Source organism: Kordiimonas marina (assembly GCF_023006325.1).
GTDB classification, from domain to species: Bacteria; Pseudomonadota; Alphaproteobacteria; order Sphingomonadales; family Kordiimonadaceae; genus Kordiimonas; species Kordiimonas marina.
Map to the genome: position 1 here is coordinate 87,621 of NZ_JAINDF010000007.1, position 25,053 is coordinate 112,673.

Below are 25,053 nucleotides of genomic sequence, written 5' to 3' on the forward strand. Positions count from 1 at the left end.
TTGGAGCCCCTCACCATGGAGCTGAGTGAAAAACTTGTCCTGGCGCTGCCCAAGGGCCGGATCCTTGAAGAAGTGATGCCGCTTGTCCGCGCCGCCGGGATCGAACCCGAAGCTGCGTTCGACGACCCCAAGTCCCGCGCGCTGGAGTTCGACACCAACATTCCCGGCCTCAGCATCATCCGCGTGCGCGCGTTCGATGCCGCCACTTTCGTCGCCTTCGGCGCCGCGCATCTGGGTGTGGTGGGCAACGACGTGCTGCAGGAATTCGGCTATGCCGACCTTTACTCCCCGCTCGATCTCGACATCGGCCACTGCCGCCTGTCGCTGGCGATGCCGGTGGATGAGGCAACCGAGGACCCGAAGGAATGGTCCCACATCCGCGTGGCGACAAAGTACCCGAACATGACCCGGCGCTATTATGCCGAGCGTGGCATCCAGGCCGAATGCATCAAGCTGAACGGCGCGATGGAACTGGCGCCCAAGCTGGGGCTCAGCCGCCGCATCGTCGACCTTGTCTCCACTGGTGGCACGCTGAAGGCCAACGGCCTCAAGGAAGTGGAAGTGCTGACACACATCAGCTCCCGCCTTGTGGTCAACCGTCCGGCGTTCAAGACGCGCCCGCGTGAGATCAGCTACTGGATCGACCGTTTCCGGGAGGCAACAAATGGCTGAGCGCCTGAATAGCCGCGCGGCTGATTTCGAAGCCGCCTTTACCGCCCTTCTGAGCGCCAAGCGCGAAACCACGCCGGACGTACGCGAAGCCGTCCGCCATATCCTCGCTGACGTCCAAGCAGACGGCGACGACGCCCTCTACCGCCTGACCGAACGTTTCGACCGTTTCGATGCCCGCACCCGCGGCCTGAAAATCGGCGACGCTGAAGTCGACGCGGCTGTGGCCTCGGTGGATGCCGACACCATGCACGCGCTCAGCATCGCGGCGGACCGGATCCGCGCTTTCCACGCACGCCAGTTGCCCGCGGATATCGACTATAAGGACGACACCGGCACCCGGCTCGGCCAGGTTTGGAAGCCAGTGGAAGCCGCCGGGCTTTATGTCCCGGGCGGCACCGCAAGCTACCCGTCGAGCGTGCTGATGAACGCGATCCCCGCGGCGGTTGCCGGGGTGGACCGCGTGGTCATGGTGGTGCCGACGCCCGATGACGTTCTCAACCCGCTGGTGCTGGCCGCAGCCCGCCTTGGCGGCGTGACCGAGATTTACCGCATCGGCGGCGCGCAGGCTGTGGGCGCGCTGGCATACGGCACCGAAACGATTGCGCCGGTCGACAAGATCGTCGGCCCCGGCAACGCCTATGTCGCGGAAGCCAAGCGTCAGGTGTTCGGCCAGGTCGGCATCGACACCATCGCCGGACCGAGCGAAATCCTCGTGGTCGCCGACGACCAGAACGACCCGCGCTGGATTGCCGCTGACCTCCTGTCGCAGGCCGAGCATGACACTGCGGCCCAAAGCATCCTGATCACCGACAACGCCAGCTTCGCCGACAAGGTCGAGGCCGCGGTCGAGGAACACCTGAAAACGCTGCCGCGCAAGGATATCGCAGGCACCAGCTGGGCTGACTTCGGCGCCATCATCGTCGTCGATACGCTCAAGCACGCGCTGCCGCTGATCAACCGGCTGGCGCCTGAACACCTTGAGCTCGCGACCGAAAACCCGGAAGAGCTTATGGCGGGCGTGAAGAACGCCGGCGCCATCTTCCTCGGCCGTCACACCCCGGAAGCCATCGGTGATTATGTCGCAGGTCCCAACCACGTGCTGCCAACCGCACGGGCCGCGCGCTTCTCCGGCGGGCTCAGCGTCTATGACTTCATGAAGCGCACCACGTTTGTGGGCTGCACGGCGGACAGCCTTGCCGACATCGGCCCCGCTGCGATCCGACTCGCGGAAGAGGAAGGCCTCGGCGCCCACGCGCTTTCTGTCGCCATCCGGCTCGCGGACAGGTAAAAGGGGTTGCATGTCTGATCAGAAACTCGTCGATGTGCAGCTTGATCAATCCACCATCGTGCGCTGGAGCGCCGATGTGGAGCATGAGCGCCGCATTGCGATTTATGATCTGCTGGAAGAAAACAGCTTCGAGCTTCTGAAGTCATCCGACGAAAGCTACAGCGGCCCCTACAAGCTGCACCTGGGCGTCCAGGAAGGCCGGCTGGTGTTCGACGTCACCAACGTTGGCAACCATCCGCTGATGAGCTTCCGCCTGGCGATGACACCCTTCCGCCGCATCATCCGCGACTATTTCGCCATCTGCGACAGCTATTATGAGGCGATCAAGACCGCGAGCCCGTCACAGATCGAGGCCATCGATATGGGCCGCCGCGGCCTTCATAACGAAGGCAGCATGCTGTTGATGGAACGGCTGGACGGCAAAATCAAAATCGATACCCAAACCGCCAGACGGCTGTTCACGCTTGTCTGTGTCCTGCACCTTAAAGAAGGCCGAGGCCCCCGATGACCCCGACCCAATCCCCTATGCCGCGCAGCATCCTGTTTGTCTGCAACCAGAATGCGGTCAGAAGCCCGATGGCCGAAGCCCTGGCGAAACGCCACACCAAAGGCCGCATTTTCGTGGAATCGGTCGGGCTGATCGCAGGCGCGCTCGATCCCTTCTCGGTCGCCGCCATGGCCGAGGAGAAGATCGATATCTCCAACCATGAGGCCAAGACCCTGCAGGATGTTGACCTGCATGCCTTCGACCTGATCATCACGCTGACGCCGGAGTCCCATGCCCATATCGTCCGTCTGATTGGCGATAGCCGCCCGCCGGTGGAATATTGGCCGACCCCGGACCCGTCCGACGCTGAAGGCAACCGAAGCCAGATCATGGACAGCTACCGGCTGGTCCGCGACCACCTGGAAGTCAGGATCGCCGACCGTTTTACCTTCCCCTAACGCCTTTTCTTCGCCGCCGCGCACGACGATTTAGTTGCATGAGCACCACAATTGGCCCCGGATAGGCGTCCCAGAGTCACAAATCTGGCGCAGGATGCGCCAAAATTGTTGCATTTCTGCCGCAACGCCGTCATGTATGAGCGCGGCCAAGCGCCCACATGAAAGAAAGCCATACCAAGGAGACAAAATGGCTAAAGAAGAAGTTTTGGAAATGCGCGGCACAGTCACCGAACTGTTGCCGAACGCCATGTTCCGAGTGAAACTTGAAAACGGCCACGAGATCCTCGGCCATACCGCCGGCAAAATGCGCAAAAACCGCATTCGGGTTCTGGCGGGTGACGACGTACTGGTTGAACTGACCCCGTACGACCTGACCAAAGGCCGCATTACCTACCGTTTCAAATAAGACGCCGGGTGGGTTGATGGCTTTGCGCCCTACAGATACACCCGCCGTGTCCCTCGGTTCCCCGTCCATCCCCCGTTTTGTGCTCGCCTCCGCTTCGCCGCGGCGCCGGGACCTGCTAGCCCAGATCGGTATTACCCCGGACCTGATAGCACCGGCGGACCTGGACGAAACACCTGACCCCCGCGAAAAACCGAAGCCCCACGCCGAACGGCTCGCGCGCGAAAAAGCCGCTGCGGTCGCCCGTGAGCACGAAGACGCGCTGACCCTTGCCGCCGATACGGTCGTCGCCTGTGGCCACCGGATTCTCCCGAAGGCCGAGGATGAGGCAACCGCCCGCGCGTGCCTGAAGCTCCTGTCAGGCCGCCGCCACCGGGTGATCACCGGGATTTCGCTGGTCTTGCCGAATGGTCGCCAGCTGACCAAGTCGGTCACCACCACAGTCGCCTTCAAGGCCTTGTCCGCCGCCGACATCGACCGCTATATCGCAAGCGGCGACTGGCACGGCAAAGCCGGGGGCTATGCGATCCAGGGATTGGCTGCCACGTTCGTGCGCTTTATCTCCGGCTCCTACAGCAATGTCGTCGGCCTGCCGCTTTTTGAGGTCGGCGGCTGGCTTGAAACCCACCTCAAAGACGGAAACGCCCCTCAATGACCGGCACCATGCTTATCGAACCCGGCATCGGCCAGTGGCGCAGCGCCGTCCTGGGCGACGATGAACTGCCGGTGACGCTTACTTTCCATGAAGACATCGCGCTCAGCGCTGCAGGCGCCCTTTTCGATGCCCGCGTTACCCGCGTCGATGCCCATCTCGACATCGCCTTCCTCGACCTGGGGGATGACCGCGACGGCATGCTGAGCCTCAGGCGCGCCAAGCTTATCGCGGGCGGGCGTGCCGAGACGATCAGCGACTGCGTGACCGAAGGCCAGATGCTGCGCGTGCAGGTGGTCGCCGAACCGTCCGCGCTGGATGACAAGGCGCTGCCGGTCACGCCGCGTCCCCGCCTGACCGGGCGGTATGTGGTCGCCGAAGCCGGGGGCGCGCGCCTGAGTTTCAGCAAGGACCTGGGCCCCAAAACGGTCAAGACACTGACCCCGATGCTGACCGGGGCCGCCAGCCGCGCGGCGCTGATCGTCCGCAGCCGCGCCGGGGAAGTGCCCGCCGAGGCCGTCGCGGTTGAGGCCGACTGGCTCACCGGTATCCTGGGCGCAAAATGCGCGGACAAGCCCGGGCTGGTGCATGCCTTCAGCCCGCTTGAGCAGGCCCTCCTCGCCGTCGGCCAGGGCACGGAAAGCCTTCTGATCGAAGGCGCGGATGCGCTGGCGCAGACAAAAGCCATGGCAGAGACCCGCTGGCCGGACCTCAGCGGCCTTGCCGAGCTTTACAAAGACACCACACCGATGTTCGAAGCCTTCGGGGTTGAAGAAGCGATCGAGGAAGCCCTGGGCGACCGGATCGAGCTGCCGTCCGGCGGCTGGCTTTCGGTCCATGAAACCCCGGCCGTGACCGCCATCGACGTCAATATGGGCGGGGCGCTCAAGGGCCGAAGCGCGGGCGAGGCCAAGCTGGTCGTCAACCTGGAGGCCGCGCTTGCGATCGCTTATCACCTGCGCTTCCAGGATATCGGCGGGCTGGTCGTCGTCGACTTTATCGACATGGCCGCCAAAGGGGCCGCGAAGGACCTTATGGACGTGCTTTCCGGCGCGCTCAAGGAAGATCATGTGCCGGTCCAGCATACCGGCCTTTCCATGTTCGGGCTGATGGAGCTTAACCGCAAACGCAGCGGCTTGTCGCTCAGGCAGCGGATGCTGCGCCAGCACAAGGCGACCGACCGTCCCGCGGCTGTAGCGCTGAAGCTGATCCGCGATGGCGTCCGCCTCGGCCGCACCGCCAGCCCCGGCAACCTGACCGTGACCGCCCCCAAGCCCGTGCTGACCTGGCTTGAACGCCATACGGACCTGCTGGATGCCCTCAAGGCCCAGACGAGCCGTGCCGTCACCCTGGCCGAAGGCACGCCAGCCGACATCCATCTCGGCTGAGCATCGAATACGGAGAGCCGCCCCATGACCGATCGTAAAAAGACCGAGCAGCCCACAGCCACCAGCACAGTGCCCGTCGGCAAATGCCCCGAATGCGGCAAGCCTGCCGTCACGGCCTACCGGCCCTTCTGTTCCAAACGCTGCGCCGACGTGGACCTCGGCCGCTGGTTCAATGAAAGCTATGTGTTGCCGGGCGATAGCGAAATCCCCGACGCGGACGGGGACGATTCCCTGCCCGGCGGGCGCTGACGCTCCCTGCCTGCGGCCGCCGGTCACCCGGATGCGTTGCGAAGCATTCTCAATTTTCGCTTGCGGAACCACCCCTGCCTGAGGGAAGATAGCGCCGTCGATTGGGGCGACAGCAACATCTGAAGGGGCCGTTTTGCAAGACGCTGACCGGCTTATCGACCTTTGGCACACCCTGCCGCGGCAGAATGGGGAATCCTTGCCCCGCCGCAGCAGCTTGTCGATTGCCGCCATCGCGCCCATCCTCAGCCACTGCTGGCAGATGCGCTGGCGCAATGGGACCGACTTCACCATAAAGCTGATGGGCGAAAAGCTGATCGAGACCTGGGGCCGCGACCTCAGCGGCAAAAACCTGTTTACCGCCTTGCCCCAGCCTTACTGCGACACGCTCAACCGCATGGTCGCCCCGCTTTTTGCAAAGCCCTGTGCGCTCATCGTCACCCGGCACCTGAAGAAGGGCAAAGGCGGCCTTTATGAGTTTTCCAATCTGTCCTTGCCGATGCTGGACACCGACGGCGATGCCTGCGTGGTGTTCGGCATGAGCCAGGTCACCCAGCTCGCCCCCGAACGCCCCTATTCCGGCAAGCTTTCCTTCGTAGGCGGCGAGATTAAAAGCGCCCGCTTTCTCGACCTCGGCTTCGGCGTCGCCGAGGCGGATTTCCTCAAGACTACCGCCTGACTGTCGCCCGAAACACGGCCTGCCGCACTTGGCCGCGGATCATCGCCCGCCCGCAGTCAAAAAATTGAAATCAGCGCTGGACACCCACGGGAATATTGGCTAAAAGCCCCTTCGCTGACTGACGGTGGCAGCGCCTATTGCCGCCGATATTCCGATTATGCCCGGGTAGCTCAGTTGGTAGAGCAGCGGATTGAAAATCCGCGTGTCGGTGGTTCGAATCCGCCCCCGGGCACCATTAAAAAAGCCACTCCTTCGGGGGTGGCTTTTTTAATGGCTCCTGCGGGGATCGGCGAGAACCGCTGTTCGTATGCGGAGCAGAGCGTAGCAGACGTGAAGGGCTTAAGCCCGGAACGTCAATCCGCCCACCCCCGACCGCAAACCCTCGTATGACCCCCATGTGAAATTATTTGATGACAGCAGCGCCCGGCTCCGCCAGAAATGGCTGCCTATGGACCTGTCTTTCCGGGGAAGATGAATGCAGCTCGACAGTTACCTCACCCATATCGGCTTCACGGGCAAACCCGGGACAGACCTTGCGACCCTGCGCCAAATTCACCGGCTGCACGCGGAGACCATCCCCTACGAGAACCTCGACGTGCTGGCCCGTGTGCCGCTCGGCACGGATGTGGGCGCGGCCTATGACAAGATCGTCGGGCACAAGCGCGGCGGCTGGTGCTATGAGATGAACGGCCTTCTGGGCTGGGCGCTCAGCAGCATCGGCTTTGCTGTCACCCCGGTCGCCGCGGGTGTGGACCGCGCCAGCCGCGGGGACAGCTCGGTCGGCGGGCACCTGGCGCTTCTCATCGACCTGGACGGCCAGCGTTACCTGGCCGACGTCGGCTTCGGTGACGGCCTCATGGAGCCCGCGCCCCTCAAGGAAGGCCCTTTCACGCAAGGCCAATGGACCTTCCGGCTGGAGAAGCTGGACGGCGCATGGTGGCGGTTCCACAATCACCCGGAAGGGGCTGCGCCATCGTTTGACTTCACCGAGGAGACCGCGAGCCCCGCGCTTATGGCGGAGAAATGCCAGTTCCAGCAGACCTCGCCCCTGTCCCCCTTCGTTGAGAATGCCGTATGCCAGCGGCATTTTCCCGACCGGCTGGAGGTCATGCGCGGCCGGGTCCTCAAAACCGTCCGGGCTGGCGATGTCGCGAGCCGCCGCATCGCCGATATCGACGACTACCGCCAAACGCTCATGACCCTGTTCGGCATTGAGGTCGACGCCCTGGAGCCCATCTGGCAGAAAATCCTCAAGCGCGACGCCGAGCTTTTCCCTGAAGACCAGTAACACCTTGCTATAGCGGTACAATCCCGCATGACGGGGTTACGCCGCCTCGAAGCGAGCTCTCATCACCCCCGAAAAACGTTGGAAACCGCGGCGTTTTTCTATATGAGACGCCCTTTCGATGAGTGGCCCATAGAGGATGGTGGCGGGAAAGGCCTGCTTAAGGCCCATCCTTCTAAATACAAGGTAAGGCATGTCTTCTGTATCCCGACTTCGCGCCGAATGGTTCGGCAATATCCGCAGCGACCTTCTCGCCGGTATGGTGGTGGCGCTGGCGCTGATCCCGGAGGCGATCGCCTTCTCGATCATCGCGGGGGTCGACCCCAAGGTCGGGCTTTATGCCTCCTTCTGTATCGCCATGACCATCGCCATCGTCGGCGGACGGCCGGGTATGATTTCGGCGGCCACGGGTGCCATGGCGCTCGTCATGGTCACGCTGGTGAAAGACCACGGCCTGAATTACCTGTTCGCCACCACGATATTGACCGGCTTTATCCAGATCGGCGCAGGCGCGCTGAGGCTCGGGTCCCTCCTCCGCTTCGTCTCCCGCTCGGTGGTGACCGGGTTCGTGAACGCGCTGGCGATCCTCATCTTCATGGCGCAGCTGCCGCAGTTCGTCGGCGCGGGGCCGATGATGTATGCGATGGTCGCGGCCGGGCTTGGCATCATTTACCTGTTGCCGCGGCTGACCCGCGCGGTGCCGTCGCCGCTCATCGCCATCATCATCCTGACCATCGTCAGCATCAGCTTCGGGCTGGATTTGCGCACGGTCGGCGATATGGGCGAGCTGCCGCACGACCTGCCGAACTTCCTGTTCCCGGATGTACCGCTCACGTGGGAGACGCTGACCATCATCGCGCCCTATGCCTTCACGCTGGCGGCCGTCGGCCTCCTTGAGACGCTAATGACCTCGGTGATCGTCGATGACCTCACAGATACGAACAGCCAGAAGAACCGCGAATGCGCGGGCCAGGGTGTGGCCAATATCGTCGCCGGCATGTTCGGCGGCATGGCGGGCTGCGCCATGATCGGCCAGTCGGTCATCAACGTGAAATCCGGCGGGCGCGGACGCCTGTCCACCTTCTTCGCCGGGCTGTTCCTCCTGTTCCTTATCCTCGTGCTCGATGACTGGGTGCGGCAGATCCCGATGGCGGCGCTGGTCTCCGTCATGATCATGGTCTCGATCGGCACCTTCAGCTGGGCCTCGGTCAAGAACCTGCGGACGCACCCGAAAAGCTCCAGCCTGGTGATGATTGTCACCGTCATTGTCGTGGTGCTGACCCACGACCTGGCGAAGGGCGTGTTTGTCGGTGTGCTGATGAGCGCGCTGTTCTTCGCCCGCAAGGTCGCGCACCTGCAGGCCGTGACGTCCGAGGCGGGCGCGGACGGCAACAGCCGCACCTATCATGTGCACGGCCAGGTCTTCTTCGCGTCGGCGCCGCAGTTCGTGGCCGCCTTCGATTTCAAGGAGGTGATCGGGCGCGTCACCATCGACCTGACCCATGCCCATTTCTGGGATTTGTCAGCGGTCGGTGCGCTCGATAAGGTGGTGATGAAGTTCCGGCGCGAAGGCACGGAGGTCGAGCTTCTCGGCCTCAATGAAGCCAGCGCCACCATCGTCGACCGCCTGGGGGAACACAATAAACCCGACGCCGTCGACATGGCGCCGGGGCACTAGGGGTAAGGGAAGATCATGGGCAATATCATCGCATGTGTGGACGGCTCGGCTTATGCCGACAGCGTCTGCGACCTGGCTGCATGGGCGGCTTCGCGCACGGACGGGACCGTCTCGCTTCTGCATGTGGCGGCACCGCACACGGACACCGCCATCAAGGGTGACCTCAGCGGCCAGATCGGCCTCGGCGCCAAAAGCGAGCTTCTGGCGGAGCTGACCGAAGCCGAAGCCGAGCATGGCCGTCAGGAGCAGAAAAAGGGGCAGGAAATCCTCGACCGCGCCGAGGAACGCTTCCATGCGAAAAGCGACGCATCGGTGACGCGCATCCACCGCCGCGGTGACTTTTTCGAAAATGTCGCCGAACTGGAATCCAGCGCCGACCTCATCATCCTCGGCAAACAGGGCGAGGACAGCGTGGGTGCGGCGGACCATCTGGGCGCCGAACTGGCTGAGCTGATGCGCACCCCGCACCAGCCGATCCTGCTGGCCGCGCGCGAAAGCACGCCGATGGGGCGCATCCTGATCGCCTTCGATGGCGGCAAGGCCTGCATGCGCGCCGTGGACTATGCCGCAAAGAGCCCGCTTTTGAAGGGCCTTGATTGCCACCTCGTCACCGTGGGCACCAAGGCGGAAGCGGCGATGAAAACCGCCGCAGAGACGCTGGCATCAGCGGGGCTGAGTGTGCGCACCGAGGTGCTGACCGGGTCTTCCGTGCCGGGTGCGGTGCAGGCCTATGCCGACGCCCGCGCCACCGACCTGCTCGTGATCGGGGCGTCGAGCCATTCGAAAATCCATCACCTGATCTGGGGCAGCACCACCGAGGCCCTCATCCTGCATGCCGATGGCCCGGTGCTGCTGTTCGGCGCCTGAGCGACTTCAATCGCCGAAGATTTGCTTCTGCCATTTGGCGACCTTCAGCGGGTAGCGTTCGGGCATCAGGCGGATGAGGCGGTCGAGGAACTTGGCCTGGCCGGTGATGACGATGCGGCTTTTCCCGCGCGCGACACCGTTCAGTATCACCGCCGCGGCTTCGTCCGCCGTGGTTTTGAACAGCTTCTCGTTATAAACCTTCATCCGCGCTTCGGCCTGGGCGCGTTCCTCCGGCGTCATGGATTTGTTATCGTCCATCGCCGCCGTGGCGATATTGGTCTTGATGCCACCCGGATGGACGACACAGACCTTCACCGGCAGCTCGCCCAAGAGCATCTCGATCCGCACCGTTTCGGTGAAACCGCGCACGGCGAACTTTGACGTGCAGTAAGCCGTCATGCCGCCCTGCGCCATCAGGCCATTGAGGCTGGAGATATTGACCACCTGGCCATCGCCGCTTTCAATCAGGTGCGGCAGGAACACGCGCGTGCCATGGATGACGCCCCAGAGGTTGATGCGGAACACATCTTCCATCTGGCCATCTTCCAGATCGAGCAGCACGCCACCGCCCCGGGCGATGCCGGCATTGTTATAGATCTGGTGGACGATGCCGAAATGGTCTTTCACATGGGCGGCATAGGCGCGCCAGGCTTCCAGGTCACCAACATCCAGATGTTTGGTGTCCACCTCGGCGCCCTTCGCGCGCACCATGTCCGCGGTTTCGGCGAGCGTAGTGTCATTGACGTCGGAAAGCGCAAGGCGCGCACCCCGATCCGCGAGGCCGAGGGCGAGTGCGCGGCCGATGCCGCTGCCCGCACCGGTGATGGCGGCAACTTTACCTTGGAATGTCGCTTTCATACGGCCCCCACATGGTCGGCGAACAGGGATACGAGCTCAGGGTTCACACTGTCCGCGAGGTCATGGCCCATGCCCTTGATGCTGATATGGCGGCTGCCCTTGATGGCGGCCGCGGTGGCTTTGCCGCCGCTTGCGTTCACCATCGGGTCGCGGTCGCCATGGATGACGAGCGTCGGCACGCTGATGCGCTGCACCTCGGCCGTGCGGTCGCCCGACTTGAGGATGGCGGCCAGCTGGCGGCCGATGCCGATATGCGGGTTGGCACCGCCCCGGTCCCAGGCTTCGCCCATATAGGCGGCGCAGCGTTCCTCATTGATCGCGTGGCCGCGGCCGCCGATGATGCGCATGGTCTCGATATAGCGCCGGATCGCTTCCTCGCGCGTCGCGGGCGGGCCCGCCATCATGCGCAGCAGCATACGGAACGACGGCTGGCCGACGCTCCTCGCCCCCGTGGTCGAGAAGATCGAGGTCAGCGTCTTCACGCGTCCAGGCGCGCGCGCCGCCAGCGTCTGGCCGATCATGCCGCCCATCGACATGCCGGCCACATGCACGGACTTGAGGCCCAGATGGTCGAGAAGCCCGGCGGCGTCCCCGGCCATGTCGCCGAGGTCGTAGTTCGCCGGGTTCATCTTGCGGGTCAGCATCTGCATCTTGGTGGGCGGTGCCGCATGGTGGCGCGACGAGCGGCCGACATCGCGGTTATCGTAGGTGATGACCTGGAAGCCGCGGGCCATGAGGTCCTCGACCATCGGCCGCGGCCAGGAATGCAGCTGCAGCGTGAGCCCGGCGATCAGAAGCACCGGCTCGCCCTCGCCTTCGACCTTGTAGCAAAGCTTGATGCCGTTCTTGAGGGTGCAGAAGTGTTCGTCGCTCATGCGGTCGCCTTCTCTTTCTTGGGCTCATGCGTCGGGGCGGGCGAGAGATGAAGCGCGGGGTCGATCACCGGCCCATGCTTCACCATATGCGCGTCGGCGATATAGCTGAAGGTCATTTCCCAGGGTTCGCGGTCGCCCTGGCGCGGCATCCAGCGGATCGCGCGCTTGACGTAACCGGCGCCGAAGTCCATGAGCGGACGGGTTTCGATCTCGCCTTCCGGGCGTTCGGGCACGCACACGGCCATGCCGCGGTCGTCCATTTCCTTGAGGAGACGGCAGAAATACTGGCACAGGAGGCCGATCTTGAGCGTCCAGGAGGAGTTGGTATAGCCGACCGCGAAACAGAAGTTGGGCACGCCGTCGAGCATCATGCCCTTGAACACCAGTTTCTGGGGCGGCAGCACACGCTTGTGGTCAACCCTCAGCTCAATACCGCCGAACAGCTTCATGTTAAGCCCGGTTGCGGTGACGATGATATCCGCGGGGATTTCCTCACCTGATTCCATCAGCACGCCGGTCTCGGTGAAGCGGTCGATCTGGCCTGTGACGATGGAGGCGCGGCCTGCCGACAGCTCCTTGAAAAAGTCACCGTCCGGCACGGCGCATAGGCGTTGGTCCCACGGGCCGTAAGGCGGCTTGAAATGGACATCGACAGGGTAGCCTTCCGGCAGTTCCTTGACGTTCATCTTGCGGATCCAGTTGCGCGCGGCGTTGGGGAATTTCTGGCAGAAAAGCCAGACCCAGCGCTGACGCCGGACGTTTTTCCAGCGCGTGAGGGCGTAGGCGGTTTTCGCGGGCAGCCAGCGCTTGAGCCAGTTGCCGATCTTGTCCTCGGATGGCATCGGCAGCACATAGGTGGGCGTGCGCTGGATTTGCGTAACATGCGCGGCCGTCGGTGTCATCGCGGGCACCAGCGTCACGGCGGTGGCGCCACTGCCGATCACGGCGATGCGCTTGCCGGTATAATCGAGATCCTCCGGCCAGTGCTGCGGGTGGATGATCTGGCCCTTAAAGTCTTCCTCGCCTTTGAACTCGGGCCGGAAACCTTCGTCATAATCATAATAGCCGGTCGCGCCAAACAGCCACCGGCATTTGATGGTGACATCAGCATCGATATCACTGCGGTGGAGGGTAACGGTCCAGAGCGCTTCCTCGCTGTCCCAGTTCGCGCCCGTGACCTTGTGGTGGAAACGGATCTTTTTCTCGAGATCATACTCTTCCACGGTTTCGCGCAGGTAGGACATGATCTCATCCGCCCCGGCGATCGCCTTGTCGCTTCGCCAGGGTTTGAAATCATAGCCGAAGGTGAACAGGTCCGAATCCGAGCGGATGCCGGGATAACGGAACAGGTCCCACGTCCCGCCGATCTCACCACGGCCTTCAACGATCGCCCAGGTTTTTTCCGGCAGGTCGGTCGTCAGGTAGCAACCGCAGCCGATCCCGGAGATGCCTGCGCCGACGATCAGAACGTCGAGCGGCTCTTCCCCCGAAAATGAGTGAATAGCATTCATGTCACATTCCTTCCCATCTGTGAGCATGACGCAGAAGGGTCAAGGATAGAAGGTGCAATATGCATATTTCATTGCTATATTTGCATCAATATGACCCAAATCTCACCACGCATCCGCGAATTGCTCCGCGCCGGGGCTGAACGGTCGCTCCAGTCCTCGCAGGAGTGGCTGAGCGCCATCGACATCGCGACCATGGAAGCCATCGGCGGCATGGGCGACCCGGTCGCCATGGCGCGAATGCGCCGCGCCAACCGCCTGAACGTCATCCATTGGGCCACCGCCACTATCCGCGCGCCGGGGGAACCTATGGCCCCGAACCTGACGTCTGAGATATTGCAGACCGCGCGCGATCAGGTGCGCCAGGGGTCACCCGAGGCACTTCAGAAAGCGTTTCGGGCCGGGCAGAATGTCGGCTGGACCCAGTGGATGGAGATCGCCTTCGAGCTCACCGATGATCCTGCGGAATTGAAGGAGCTTCTCGACGTTTCAGCTCGCTCAATCGCGCAGTTTATCGAGGTGACCGTCGACGCCCTCCTCAAGCAGATGGAGCGCGAGCGCGCCGAACTGTCCCGCGGGTCGCCCACCGAACGGCGGGAGCTGGTGAGCGCCATCCTGAACCGGCAACCGATGGATCTGCAGGCCACCAGCCGCAAGCTCGGCTACCGGCTCGACCAGGCGCACCAGGCCGTCATCATCTGGAGCGAGGACCCGGAACCCGACGCCGCTGCGCTCGACGGCATGGCCGAAACCCTGAAAGCCCGCATGGGCGACCTGCCAACCCTGACGATTGTGGAAAACCGGGCGGCGCTGTGGCTGTGGCTGCCGCGTGCCTTGGCGGCTGAAGACGTGGAGCCCCTGTGCCCGCCGTCGTTGCGCATCGCCCTCGGCCCGCGCGCGGAAGGCGTTGGCGGTTTCGGGCGCAGCCATCAGGGCGCACGGCTGGCCCAGCGCATCCTCTCCGGCGCGGCGCATGAGCGGCGGGTGGCAAGCTATGCCATGGTCAAGCTGGTGTCGGTGCTGACCCAGGACAAGAACAGCCTGCAGGCCTTTACCGCTGATACGCTGGGCAAGCTGGCCGAAGCCCCGGTGGCACTTCGGGAATCGCTGCTAACCTTCCTGTCGCTCGGCTGCAACAGCTCCCACACCGCCGAGAAGCTCGGCATTCACCGCAACACGCTCCTCAGGCACATCGCCCGCGCGGAAGACCTGCTGCCGCGCCCCTTAGATGACAGCTCCCGCCTCACGGTCGCCGTCGCGCTCGAAGCGCTCCGCTGGCAGGTATAACCGGACCTCAAATGAAAAACCCGCCAAAGTCGGCGGGCTTTCCTTTTCTCAAACCATTGGCTCCGATGGTCAGGCGGCACGGATTTTCGCGAGAAACTCGCTGACCTTCTGGCTCATCACTTCGGACTGTTCGGACAGGTCCCCGGCCGACGCCAGCACCTGCGCCGCAGCCGCCCCGGTCGTCTGCGCCGCTTCGCTGACCCCCTGGATATTGGAGGTCACATCATCGGTGCCAGCCGCCGTCTGCTGAACGGTGGAGGCGATCTCATTGGTTGCGGCCCCCTGCTCCTCAACCGCCGCGGCAATCATGCTCGACACCTCGCTCATCGACGAGATGGTCTTGTTGATGCCCTGGATCGACTGGACCGCGCGTTCCGCCTCGGCCTGAATGTCCGAGACCTGACGGCTGATGTCCTCGGTCGCCTTCGCGGTCTGCTGCGCGAGCGCCTTCACCTCGGTCGCGACAACCGCGAAGCCCTTGCCGGCTTCGCCCGCGCGCGCAGCCTCGATCGTGGCATTGAGCGCCAGCAGGTTGGTCTGGTCCGCGATCTCATTGATGAGCGCGACCACATTGCCGATCTTGACTGCGGATTCTGCCAGGCCCTTCATGCCGTGGTCGGCCCGCTGGCCCTCATCGACCGCGGACTGCGCCATGCTGGTGCTGCTGCTGACCTGACGGCTGATCTCCTGGATCGAGGCGGACAGTTCCTCCGCACTGGTCGCGACCGACTGAACGTGCGCGGCCGTCTGTTGTGCTGCAGCGGCAACAGTTGCGGATTGCTGGCCTGTTTCCTCTGCAGTCGACGACATGGAGCTTGCCGTCTCCCGCAGTTCGGTGCTCGCTGACGCCAGCGTGGCCAACATGCCGGAGACGGCGCTGTCGAACTCCCCGATCAGGCCTTCGATATAGACCTGACGCTTGCGTTCGGCTTCACGCTGGGCTTCCTTCTCCTTCTCCTTGGCGAGGCGTTCCTCCTCCTCGGCGATCTGGCGCAGGCGGTCTTCCTCCTGACGCTGCTTCTCCTGCTCCTCCAGCCGGCGGTTTTCAATCAGCTTCTGTTTGAAGACTTCCAGCCCTTCAGCCATGGTGCCGATCTCATCGGCCCGGTTGCGGCCGTTGATCTCAATATCCAACTTATCGCTTGCAAGGCTTTCGATATCACCGGTGAGCGCCAAAACAGGCCGGGAGATACCGCGGCCGATGGCATAGGCCGCACCACTACCGAAGAGAATGCTTGCGATGGAGATAAGGATGGTCAGGAGCACTGCCGTCCCCATGGCCGCCTGCATTCTCGGCCCGAGCGTGTCCTGCTCCCGCTTGATCGAGAGCTTCATCTGTTCGAGCGCGTCGGAGACCTGCGGTCCGATCACATCCATCTTGCCCTGGACGAGCGCATTGCGGCTATCGAGCACCGACTTTGCCTTCTGGAACGAGGCGTCATAGTCGGCGCGCATATCCTCCAGCCCTTTTACCAGGGCTTTGTGGCTTTCGCTTTTACGCGCCGCCATGAGCTTTTCCAGATGCGTCTTGGCCGAGGCGGCATAATCACGCGCATGGCGGTAATTGGCCTCCGCGCCTGACATCAGATATTTGTTGGCGTGAAACCGCATCATCGTGGTGTGGTGAAGCGCGGCGCTCGCCGGCATCAGGGTGCCGACATCATTGGCTGACGCTGCCTGCTGCTCCAACCCCACCAACTGGCTTTCGAGCTTGGGGCCAAGAACATCCAGTTTATTGGCGACCAGGTCGTCTTTCTGACGTTGATAGCTAACAACCTTGTCGAAACTGGCCAGATAATCCGCCAGCCCCGAATCGGTTTTGTCGACAACCGCCTTTTTCTTCGGATCATCAATCATAGCGCGCAATTCCTTGCTCATTTCAACCGTCACGTTGGACCGGTCCTGGGCATGGTTGAGCGCTTCATCCGAGGAGGTGAGCAGGAAGTCTTTCGTCGCGATACGGGTGGAGAGCAGGTTCGCCTGAATACGGGCCGCCTGGTTGGCTTGCCGCGCGATCTTGCGGTATTCGACGAAACTGTTTTTGCCCGATGTGAGATTATAGCCCGCAACAAGGGCCACCAGCACCAGAAGCGCCAGCACAACGCCAAACCCGCCGAATATCTTGGTTGATATCTTCAGCCTGTCGAGAAAGGACATAAGTCACCTCTTCCGTTAGCGCAGGGATAGATGCACGGCCTACACGGTACTCAACAGAAAAAACACGGCATAAGAGTGTGCGTGCAATTCTAAGCCCCCCGCTTCCATTGCACATAAATTTTATAATAATTATAAATACTTAACTATCTTTTAAAATTCATGACAAGACTTGCCACAAGTCTTTAGGCCATACGTTTAGGCGCCCGCACCCAACCCTCACGGGTACGGGACAGTGTACAGCCTGTCACGCAGGGATTGGCGTTCTGAAGGACGTGGGCCGCTTAGCGGACGAAGACCCTATAACCCCACGCGGGCAGCGTCAGCTTATCCCCCGCCTTGAGCGTCACCGCCTTGCCGCTGAAGAGCTCCCTATACTGCCCTTCATACAGCGTTTCCTTGAAACTGACCGTCTGGGGTGCCTTCGAGAAGTTGATCACGGCGAACACCTTGTCCCTGGCGTTCTGGCGCACGAAGCTCAGCACCTTTTTGGGCGCGTCGTTCGGCACCTTGATCATGGTGGCGCCCCAATGGCCGTTCCAGAGCGCGGTGTTGCGCTTCTTGAGCGCGAACAGGGTTTTATAAAGCGCTTCCTGCGGGCTTTTCTTCCATTTGATCGGGTCTTTTTCGAAGAAGGCGAGCCGGTGGTCGAGCCCCGCTTCCTGGCCGTTATAGATCATGGGGAAACCCTGGCCGACGACCGACAGCACCGTGGCGGCACCCAGCGCAGGCCCGAAATTCTCCCGCGTGGTGCCTTCCCAGGCGTTGACGTCATGGTTGCTGGTATAGACCATGCGGTAGGCGTCCTTGGGGTAGGCGCTTTCGTTCCAGCTGTAATAGACAAACAGCGCGCCGAGGTCGGCCTTGCCCTGGGCGATTTCATGGACAGCCTTCCACCAGCTCCAGGCGTAGGTCATGTCGAACGCGCGGGCGTGCAGGTCACGGGATTCCCATTCCGCCAGCATGAAGACCGGCTTGATGGCGTCCAGCTCCGCGCGGACATTGTTCCAGAAATCGACCGGCACGAACCCGGCGACATCACAGCGGTAGCCGTCGATATCGGCTTCCTGCACCCAATATTTCATCGCGCGGGTCATATATTCCCGGAGCGCGGGTTTGGAATAATTGAGGTCGATGATATCGCTCCAGTCCCACCAGGGCGTGGGGTGGAAATCGCCCTTATAGTCACGCTCATACCAGTCCGGGTGCTTGGTGCGCATGGGGTTATCCCACGCCGTATGGTTGGCGACCCAGTCGAGGATCACATGCATCCCGAGCTTGTGGGCGGTGGCGACAAAATGCTTGAGGTCGGCGAGCGTGCCAAACTCCGGGTTCACGGCGAAATAGTCCTTCACCGAATAGGGACTGCCAAGCGTGCCTTTGCGGTTCTGGACCCCGATCGGGTTGACCGGCATCAGCCAGATGATATCGATGCCGAGGTCCTTCAGGCGCTTAAGCTGTTTCTCCGCGGCCCGGAAGGTGCCCTCGGGCGTGAACTGGCGCGTGTTCAGCTCATAGATCACCGCGTTCTTGGACCAGTCCGGGTGCTGGATCTTGATATAGGGCTGGGGCTGGTAGCGTGCCGGAACCGAGGGCTCCGCCGTTACGGAGGGGGCCGCCGCGAAGGCGACCAATAGGATAGCGGCCGCGCGCACCAGAGCAGAACATCCAAACTTCATAGCATCTTCCCCAGACCTTGTTTGATAGCCAATGCAAATATACAGCAAAATCAGTGCAAAAATATTGCAAATTTTCATACACGCGACAGGCAGCGCGTGAGGGGAGGTCAAAAAGTCGCGCTTTCGCCCTGAAAGACGGACTTGCAAAGCCGATTTTTTGGGTTTAAAGCCATTTTTGCCTGACAGCATATGGCTGTCCTCAGGCACCGGCGGAACGGGGCTGTAGCTCAGATGGGAGAGCGCGTCGTTCGCAATGACGAGGTCAGGGGTTCGATCCCCCTCAGCTCCACCACCGCCCTCTTTCCTTTATTACACCTTCGCTATTCGGCTCATCGTCCGTGCCCATGGCTTTCGACCATGGACACCCAGCAGTGTCCATTGCTTCGATATAGGCAATATTTACCTATTTCACCTATCGGCAGTTTCGGCAAATTTTGCCTATGCGGCAATATATGCCGCTTCTGGCCCGCATCAGGCGGTTCAGCCCTGTTACCTAAAAATTTAATAAAATATGAAGAGTCCCAACGAGTCGCTGAGCCGATTCTTCAAAATACCAGCTATTCCGCGGCTTTTGGCACACTGCCTGCATATCCCTCTGGTGGACGAAAAGCGTCAGTACAGAATGTCCTGCCCTTTCGCCCCGATACTTAACCCCTTTGAGGCATTAGAAGAATGTTCTCGGTTAACACCAACGCTGGCGCCCTGAGCGCGCTGCAGAACCTGTCGGGCACCAATAAAGTGCTCAACACCACGCAGACCCGGATCAACACCGGTCTGAAAGTGTCCTCTGCGCGCGACAATGCGGCCGCTTATTCCATCGCCCAGAAGATGCGCGGCGACATCGCAGGCCTTAATGCCGCGAAGTCATCACTTGACCGCGCCACATCCGAGACAGATGTCGCGCTCGCTGGCGCCCAAGCTGTTTCCGACCTTCTCATCGCCATGAAAGAAAAGGCTGTTGCGGCGAAGGATGCTGGCCTCGATGTCAACAGCCGCACCGCGCTCAATGATGACTTCCAGCAGCTCAAGGCACAGATTACTTCGATCGTCCAGAACGCCAGCTTCAACGGCAAGAACCTGCTGACCGGCGATAGCCTTAGCGCCATCACCACAGCGGACGGCAGCAGCGCCAACACCATCAGCACCACCGTCACTTCGCTGACGCTCAGCTCGCTCGCGCTCGATACCGCTAGTGTTTCAACAGTCGGCGGCACGTCATATACCGTTACACCCGCATATACGCCGAACACATCGGCGTACCCCTTCGACACCTGGCTTGCAGGCAATACCGGCGCAGATGCTGCATTCACTCAGGCGTTCCAGCGCGAAGGCTGGATTTCGGGCGGGCAAACAGCTTCTGGTCTCGTGGATGGCACCACCAAACCAAGTGACGTCAACCCGGCGCTCACCCAGTGGTTTGTTGACGATGCCACATGGACCTTTAAGAGCCCCTATATTTCAGTCGGCACCGTTTCCGGTGTCGGTGGATATGCCGTCGTCGGCGGAACCTTTGCCTCTGGCGGCAGCTCCGGCGCTGATGCTGCCGTCTCTGCTATCGACGCCGCCATCAGCACCGTGAACTCCGTGCTCTCGAAGCTGGGCTCGACCTCCAACCGGCTCGACACCCAAAAGGGATTCGCCGGCAAGCTTTCTGACGCGCTGACCACCGGCGTCGGCAACCTGGTGGATGCGGACATGGCCAAGGAAAGCGCCAACCTGCAATCCTACCAGACCAAGCAACAACTCGGTCTTCAAGCCCTCAGTATCGCCAACCAAGCCCCGCAGAGTATCCTGTCGCTGTTCCGTTAGGGCCATGCGCCCCCGAAGGACAGGCCGTAGCCACCCGCTGCGGCCTTTGTCATTTGCATCCATCCCGCCCGGTGCTATGGATAGCCGCGAACGCAGGCCGTATCTGAGGAAAATGCACGCTATGACCGAAAGCCCGATCAAGCTCACCGAATATAGCCACGGCGCCGGGTGCGGCTGCAAAATCTCGCCCAAGGTGCTGGACACCATCCTGACCAGCGCGCTCTCGATCGCGCCGGACCCGCACCTCTTGGTCGGCAATGCGAGCCGGGATGACGCCGCCGCCTATGACATCGGGGGTGGTCAGGCGATCCTCAGTACCACCGACTTTTTCATGCCGATCGCCGATGACCCGTTCGACTTCGGCCGTATCGCCGCCACCAACGCCATCAGCGACATTTACGCCATGGGCGGCAGGCCCCTGATGGCGATCGCCATCCTCGGCTGGCCGGTCAATACCCTGCCCGCCGATGTGGCAGCGCGGGTGATCGATGGCGGCCGCAGCGTCTGCCGCGATGCCGGTATCCCGCTCGCCGGGGGCCACAGCATCGACGCGCCGGAGCCGATCTTCGGCCTCGCCGTCACGGGCCAGGTGGAAACCAAGCACCTGAAACAGAACAACACGGCGGAAGCAGGCACGGCGCTTTACCTGACCAAACCGCTCGGCGTCGGCATCCTCACCACCGCGCAGAAGCAGAAGAAGCTTAGACCTGAGCATGAAACGCTGGCGCGTGACACCATGTGCAAACTCAACAGCATCGGCGCCACCCTCGCGCCGCTCAGTTGCGTGACCGCGATGACCGACGTCACCGGTTTCGGCCTGATGGGCCACCTGATCGAGATGTGCGAAGGCAGCGGCGTGCGCGCGGTGATCGACTATGACGCCGTCCCGACCCTTGGCCCGGTGAAGGACTATCTGGCCGCAGGCTGCGTGCCCGGCGGCACCGGCCGCAATTTCGAAAGCTATGGCGACAAGGCCGGACCGATGAGCGACGAACAGCGGCTGATCCTGTGTGACCCGCAAACCAGTGGCGGCCTGCTGATCGCCGCCCACAGCGACGGCCTGGGGGACATGCTGGCCGCGTTCGAGGCCGCCGGGATGACGCTGGAGCCGATCGGTGAGCTGATCCCGGCAGGTGACGGCCCCCTGGTGACGGTGCGCTGAGCCCATGGCTGAGAACCGCCCCAATACCGACGACTATAAGCGCCTGTTCCTCGAAGACGTGCCGATGATGGACATGCGCGCGCCGGTGGAATTCAGCCACGGCGCCTTCCCCACGGCCACCAGCCTGCCGCTGATGACCGACAAGGAACGCGAAACCGTCGGCATCACCTACAAGGAAAAAGGCCAGGACGCCGCGATCGAGATGGGGCACAGCCTGGTCCACGGCGACATCAAGGAAGCCCGCGTTGCCGCCTGGAAGGCCTTCGCCGAGGCGCACCCCGAGGGCTATCTCTACTGTTTCCGCGGCGGGCTCAGGTCGCAGATTTCCCAAGGCTGGCTCAAAGAAGCTGGGGTGCCTTACCCGCTCGTCAAGGGTGGCTACAAGGCCATGCGCCGCTTCCTGATCGAGACGACCGAGCGCATCGCGGCCAATGAGGAGTTCATCATCGTCGGCGGCCGCACCGGCACCGGCAAAACCGTGGTCATCAATGCCATCGAAAAATCAGTCGACCTCGAAGGCCTCGCCAACCACCGGGGCTCCAGCTTCGGGCGCCGGATCGGCGACCAGCCGACGCCGATCAATTTCGAGAATGCGCTCGCGATCCAGCTTCTGAAGGTCAGCGAACGTCTGAAGGGACCGATCTTCCTCGAAGATGAAAGCAACCGTATCGGTGGGCTCGGCCTGCCGCTCCCCATCGCGGAGCGCATGAGCGAATGGCCGCTCGCCCTCATCGAAGAACCGATGGAAGCCCGCATCGACAATATCCACCGCGACTATGTCACCGGCCTTCTGGCCGAGCATGAAACCGCCTACGGCGACAAGGGCTTCGAAAGCTTCGACGAGTTCCTGACAAGCGCGCTTTACCGCGTACGCAAAAGGCTCGGCGGCGCGCGCTACGCGGACATCAACACGCTTCTGCGCACCGCGCTCGACATCCATCGGGAGAGTGGCAACACCGATGCCCACCGTGCCTGGATCGAGGCCCTGCTGACCCAATATTACGACCCGATGTATGATTACCAGCTGTCGCAAAAGACCCAGAGGATTCTGTTCAAAGGCACCGGCGCCGAGCTGATCGCCTGGCAAAAAGCCACCTATGGCTGACAACCGCCTGCCTGCCACGGACGATTATTTCCGTTTGAGACAGGACACGCGTCTATGGCACTCTGCACCGAAGATGTAACGAAGCCCCGCCTGAAGGGGCCTGCGACACGGGATACAAGGAAACGCATCATGAAACAGCTGGCGACCTGGCTTCTCATCCTTTTCATGGCCCCCGCGGCGATGGCGAGCGCGCCGACTCTGGAACAGATCCTCGATGCCAATGCCCACGCCAGCGGTGACAAGAACGCCCTCGCCAACCGCCAGACGGTGGAAATGAAGCTGGTCATCAAGGAACCGACCTTTGTCGGCACAGCCCATTACCGGGCCACCCGGGACGGCCGGATGCGCATCGACATTTATTCCGGCGTCAAGCGGGTCTTCACGGAAGCTTTTGACGGGCATCACGGCTGGCAGCAACGCGGTGAGGATACCGAAGTCACCGACATGAGCCCGGCGGGTGAAGCCGCTGTGCGCCGCGGCGTGATCGGCAACATGGTGCTTCTCAGGGACCGGCCCAAACTCGGCTACCGCTTAAGCCTGGCTGGCATGACCAGCATCGGTGGCACCCGCTATTATCTGGTCGACAGTATCGCCCCGGACGGATTTGCCGAACGCTTGTATATCAACACGGAAACCTTCCTCACCGAACGCAGCCGCGAAGCCAGTGCGCTGCACCCGGATGCCAACCCGGCCATTAAATATTATGAGAAGGTGCAAGAGGGCTATGCCCGTGTCCAGGGCATCATGGTGGCGGCCAGAAGCATCAAATTCGACCTGAAAACCGGCACCGCGGTGCAGACAGCAGACGTCAAGGAATGCCGCTTCAATGCGCCCTTCAAGAGGTCTGTCTTCATGCGCCCGCCGCCGGGCCATAACCCGGCGCCTTAAGGGCGCGCCGTTTCTCAGTAGTGCGGCGGCCGGTCCACCGGTACGCCGTCCTCGCCTTCTTCAAGCTCCGCCACCCGGTCCCCCAGAAGGCCGAGCGCTTTCTGAAGCCGGTCGATTTCCTTCCACTGGCGGCTGGCGATATCGCTGAGGCTTTCGATCGCTTCCTCCTGGAATGCAAAGCGCACTTCAAGGTCATCCAACCGTGCCGCCAGGTCTTGCTTGTCCGTCACTATCATGCCCTTTCTGATCCCGGGGAACGGCGGGATTGCCGACACCTCCGCCCCCATGGCTTCCATGTAGGGGAAAAGGCGGCAGGATGAAAGCCCTTCCGCGCGGGCTGTCCGTCATTTCGGCTGGACAGGCAAGGGACACAGCCCTACCTGTTGAGGGATACGACCATGACCCGGACCCGATACCCATGACCGACACCAGCTTCACCTCCCGCGTTGCCACCCTGGATGACCTTGACCTCATCAAGGCCGTGATGGACAATGCGATCAAACAGTTGCAGGCCGATTTCCTCAGCCCCGAGCAGGTGGAAGCCTCGGCCGAACTGATGGGCCTGGATACCCAGCTTATCGAGGACGGCACCTATTTCCTGATCCTTGCCGAAAATGGCGACCTGGCGGGCTGCGGTGGTTGGAGCCGGCGCGCCACGCTTTATGGCGGCAACCACACCAAGGGCCGCGACGCCCGGCTTTTGAACCCTGAGACCGACCCCGCCCGCGTGCGCGCCATGTACACGAACCCGGCCTATACCCGCCGCGGCGTCGGCCGGAAAATCATGGACCTGTGCGAAGGCGCCGCAGCAAGCGAAGGCTTCCAGTCTTATGAGCTGATGGCCACGCTCGCCGGGGTGCCGCTTTACCGCGTGTGCGGCTACGCCCCGGTCGAAGAGGTTGCGGTCGAAACCTCGAACGGCGTCAAGGTGCCGCTGGTGCGGATGCAGAAGCATAAGGCCCCGTGATGCTGATCCGGCCCGCTACCCATGATGACCTGCCGGGTATTCTTGAGGTCTATAATGACGTCGTCACGTCTTCGACCGCTGTCTATAGCCGGGACCCAAGCGACCTTGCCGAACGGACACGCTGGTTCGAGGCGCGTGTAGCCCTCGGCTACCCGGTTCTGGTCGCCGAGAGCGAGGGCAGGATTGCAGGCTTTTCAAGCTTTGGCGACTTCCGGCCTTGGTGGGGCTTCCGCCACACGGTAGAACACAGTGTCTATGTCGCGGACGGCTTCCAGGGCCAGGGCGTGGGACGGAGGCTTGTCGAAGCCCTGTTCGCCCCCGCTGAAGCCCTGGGCAAACATGTCATGATCGCCGGGATCGATGCATCCAACGTGGGATCGGTCCGGTTTCATGAAAAACTGGGGTTTGAAACCGTGGGACACCTCCGGGAAGTTGGTCACAAGTTCGGTCACTGGCTCGACCTTGTTTTCATGCAGCGCTTCGTCGATGCCCCCGGCGCGGAACGGGAAGACTGAAGGGGTCAACCCCCGCGTGCGAGTCAAGCGCGATCATCACCCTGATTTTTGACAAAAAACCGATTCATGACCCTCCCTGAAACCCGCAGAAGCCCTGGGGTTACGGGCCAAAAATGGCCGAAATCCGCCGCAAAAATTTGATC

25 protein-coding genes and 2 tRNA genes are annotated in these 25,053 nt (G+C 62.2%); 21 read left to right on the forward strand and 6 right to left on the reverse strand.

Annotated elements, in window-relative coordinates:
- Positions 1 to 15: 15 nt before the first annotated feature.
- The 13 genes from hisG to K6118_RS15650 all read left to right on the forward strand — a co-directional run bounded on the left by hisG (position 16) and on the right by K6118_RS15650 (position 10,103).
- Positions 16 to 672: an ATP phosphoribosyltransferase gene (gene hisG / locus K6118_RS15590; protein ID WP_247121417.1), complete on the forward strand. Its 657-nt coding sequence runs from the start codon at positions 16 to 18 to the stop codon at positions 670 to 672.
- Positions 665 to 1,960 (forward strand): histidinol dehydrogenase, encoded by a 1,296-nt coding sequence (gene hisD / locus K6118_RS15595; protein WP_247121418.1) that lies wholly within the window; start codon positions 665 to 667, stop codon positions 1,958 to 1,960. Before hisG ends, hisD begins: the two co-directional genes overlap by 8 nt.
- 10 nt (positions 1,961 to 1,970) lie before the next feature.
- The gene (locus tag K6118_RS15600) at positions 1,971 to 2,468 is read left to right on the forward strand and encodes a UPF0262 family protein (RefSeq protein WP_247121419.1); all 498 of its coding nucleotides are present in this window, start codon (positions 1,971 to 1,973) and stop codon (positions 2,466 to 2,468) included.
- Positions 2,465 to 2,905, forward strand: a complete 441-nt coding sequence (locus K6118_RS15605; RefSeq protein WP_247121420.1) for an arsenate-mycothiol transferase ArsC — start codon at positions 2,465 to 2,467, stop codon at positions 2,903 to 2,905. Before K6118_RS15600 ends, K6118_RS15605 begins: the two co-directional genes overlap by 4 nt.
- Before the next feature lie 187 nt (positions 2,906 to 3,092).
- Positions 3,093 to 3,311 (forward strand): translation initiation factor IF-1, encoded by a 219-nt coding sequence (gene infA, locus K6118_RS15610; protein ID WP_247121421.1) that lies wholly within the window; start codon positions 3,093 to 3,095, stop codon positions 3,309 to 3,311.
- A gap of 16 nt (positions 3,312 to 3,327) precedes the next feature.
- Complete coding sequence (locus K6118_RS15615; RefSeq protein ID WP_281500849.1) at positions 3,328 to 3,963, forward strand: Maf family protein; 636 nt, start codon at positions 3,328 to 3,330, stop codon at positions 3,961 to 3,963.
- Positions 3,960 to 5,348 (forward strand): ribonuclease E/G, encoded by a 1,389-nt coding sequence (locus K6118_RS15620; RefSeq protein ID WP_247121423.1) that lies wholly within the window; start codon positions 3,960 to 3,962, stop codon positions 5,346 to 5,348. Before K6118_RS15615 ends, K6118_RS15620 begins: the two co-directional genes overlap by 4 nt.
- Positions 5,349 to 5,372: 24 nt before the next feature.
- Complete coding sequence (locus K6118_RS15625; protein WP_247121424.1) at positions 5,373 to 5,597, forward strand: DNA gyrase inhibitor YacG; 225 nt, start codon at positions 5,373 to 5,375, stop codon at positions 5,595 to 5,597.
- Between the two features lie 133 nt (positions 5,598 to 5,730).
- Complete coding sequence (locus K6118_RS15630; protein ID WP_247121425.1) at positions 5,731 to 6,273, forward strand: PAS domain-containing protein; 543 nt, start codon at positions 5,731 to 5,733, stop codon at positions 6,271 to 6,273.
- Between the two features lie 159 nt (positions 6,274 to 6,432).
- Positions 6,433 to 6,508, forward strand: a tRNA-Phe gene (locus K6118_RS15635).
- A gap of 240 nt (positions 6,509 to 6,748) precedes the next feature.
- Positions 6,749 to 7,561: an arylamine N-acetyltransferase family protein gene (locus K6118_RS15640; RefSeq protein WP_247121426.1), complete on the forward strand. Its 813-nt coding sequence runs from the start codon at positions 6,749 to 6,751 to the stop codon at positions 7,559 to 7,561.
- 190 nt (positions 7,562 to 7,751) lie between these two features.
- Positions 7,752 to 9,236, forward strand: coding sequence for a SulP family inorganic anion transporter (locus K6118_RS15645; RefSeq protein WP_247121427.1), 1,485 nt, complete (start codon positions 7,752 to 7,754; stop codon positions 9,234 to 9,236).
- Between the two features lie 15 nt (positions 9,237 to 9,251).
- Entirely contained in the window at positions 9,252 to 10,103 is an 852-nt protein-coding gene (locus K6118_RS15650; protein ID WP_247121428.1) for a universal stress protein, read from the forward strand.
- 6 nt (positions 10,104 to 10,109) lie between these two features.
- Here the strand turns inward: K6118_RS15650 and K6118_RS15655 are convergent, their stop codons facing one another.
- The 3 genes from K6118_RS15655 to K6118_RS15665 are packed head-to-tail and all read right to left on the reverse strand — an operon-like array spanning position 10,110 to position 13,347.
- Entirely contained in the window at positions 10,110 to 10,961 is an 852-nt protein-coding gene (locus K6118_RS15655) for an SDR family NAD(P)-dependent oxidoreductase (RefSeq protein ID WP_247121429.1), read from the reverse strand.
- A complete protein-coding gene (locus K6118_RS15660; protein ID WP_247121430.1) occupies positions 10,958 to 11,836 on the reverse strand; it encodes an alpha/beta fold hydrolase in 879 nt (292 codons plus the stop codon). The genes K6118_RS15655 and K6118_RS15660 overlap by 4 nt, the downstream gene beginning before the upstream one ends.
- On the reverse strand, positions 11,833 to 13,347 hold the full coding sequence (locus K6118_RS15665; protein WP_247121431.1) for a flavin-containing monooxygenase: 1,515 nt from the start codon (positions 13,345 to 13,347) through the stop codon (positions 11,833 to 11,835). Before K6118_RS15665 ends, K6118_RS15660 begins: the two co-directional genes overlap by 4 nt.
- A 90-nt stretch (positions 13,348 to 13,437) precedes the next feature.
- Here K6118_RS15665 and K6118_RS15670 point away from each other — a divergent pair, with 90 nt between their 5' ends.
- Complete coding sequence (locus tag K6118_RS15670; RefSeq protein ID WP_247121432.1) at positions 13,438 to 14,631, forward strand: PucR family transcriptional regulator; 1,194 nt, start codon at positions 13,438 to 13,440, stop codon at positions 14,629 to 14,631.
- A 69-nt stretch (positions 14,632 to 14,700) separates the two neighbouring features.
- Here K6118_RS15670 and K6118_RS15675 read toward each other — a convergent pair whose 3' ends face one another.
- Both K6118_RS15675 and K6118_RS15680 read right to left on the reverse strand, forming a co-directional pair.
- Entirely contained in the window at positions 14,701 to 16,788 is a 2,088-nt protein-coding gene (locus K6118_RS15675) for a methyl-accepting chemotaxis protein (RefSeq protein WP_247121433.1), read from the reverse strand.
- Positions 16,789 to 17,069: 281 nt separating this feature from the next.
- Entirely contained in the window at positions 17,070 to 18,464 is a 1,395-nt protein-coding gene (locus tag K6118_RS15680) for an alpha-amylase family glycosyl hydrolase (protein WP_247121434.1), read from the reverse strand.
- Positions 18,465 to 18,680: 216 nt separating this feature from the next.
- Between K6118_RS15680 and K6118_RS15685 the strand changes: the two genes are divergently transcribed.
- From K6118_RS15685 to K6118_RS15710, 5 genes are all read left to right on the forward strand, one after another.
- Positions 18,681 to 18,756 (forward strand) — tRNA-Ala (locus K6118_RS15685).
- Between the two features lie 380 nt (positions 18,757 to 19,136).
- Complete coding sequence (locus tag K6118_RS17410; RefSeq protein ID WP_281500850.1) at positions 19,137 to 20,273, forward strand: flagellin N-terminal helical domain-containing protein; 1,137 nt, start codon at positions 19,137 to 19,139, stop codon at positions 20,271 to 20,273.
- A 121-nt stretch (positions 20,274 to 20,394) separates the two neighbouring features.
- Positions 20,395 to 21,435 (forward strand): selenide, water dikinase SelD, encoded by a 1,041-nt coding sequence (gene selD, locus K6118_RS15700; RefSeq protein WP_247121435.1) that lies wholly within the window; start codon positions 20,395 to 20,397, stop codon positions 21,433 to 21,435.
- Positions 21,436 to 21,439: 4 nt separating this feature from the next.
- Positions 21,440 to 22,540 (forward strand): tRNA 2-selenouridine(34) synthase MnmH, encoded by a 1,101-nt coding sequence (gene mnmH, locus K6118_RS15705; protein WP_247121436.1) that lies wholly within the window; start codon positions 21,440 to 21,442, stop codon positions 22,538 to 22,540.
- A 129-nt stretch (positions 22,541 to 22,669) separates the two neighbouring features.
- Complete coding sequence (locus K6118_RS15710; RefSeq protein ID WP_247121437.1) at positions 22,670 to 23,428, forward strand: hypothetical protein; 759 nt, start codon at positions 22,670 to 22,672, stop codon at positions 23,426 to 23,428.
- 14 nt (positions 23,429 to 23,442) lie between these two features.
- On the opposite strand, the gene K6118_RS15715 is transcribed toward K6118_RS15710, so the two are convergent.
- Complete coding sequence (locus K6118_RS15715) at positions 23,443 to 23,658, reverse strand: SlyX family protein (protein WP_247121438.1); 216 nt, start codon at positions 23,656 to 23,658, stop codon at positions 23,443 to 23,445.
- A 188-nt stretch (positions 23,659 to 23,846) separates the two neighbouring features.
- On the opposite strand from K6118_RS15715, the gene K6118_RS15720 reads away from it, so the two are divergent.
- Positions 23,847 to 24,395 (forward strand): GNAT family N-acetyltransferase, encoded by a 549-nt coding sequence (locus K6118_RS15720; RefSeq protein WP_247121439.1) that lies wholly within the window; start codon positions 23,847 to 23,849, stop codon positions 24,393 to 24,395.
- On the forward strand, positions 24,395 to 24,910 hold the full coding sequence (locus K6118_RS15725; protein ID WP_247121508.1) for a GNAT family N-acetyltransferase: 516 nt from the start codon (positions 24,395 to 24,397) through the stop codon (positions 24,908 to 24,910). The genes K6118_RS15720 and K6118_RS15725 overlap by 1 nt, the downstream gene beginning before the upstream one ends.
- Positions 24,911 to 25,053 lie beyond the last annotated feature (143 nt).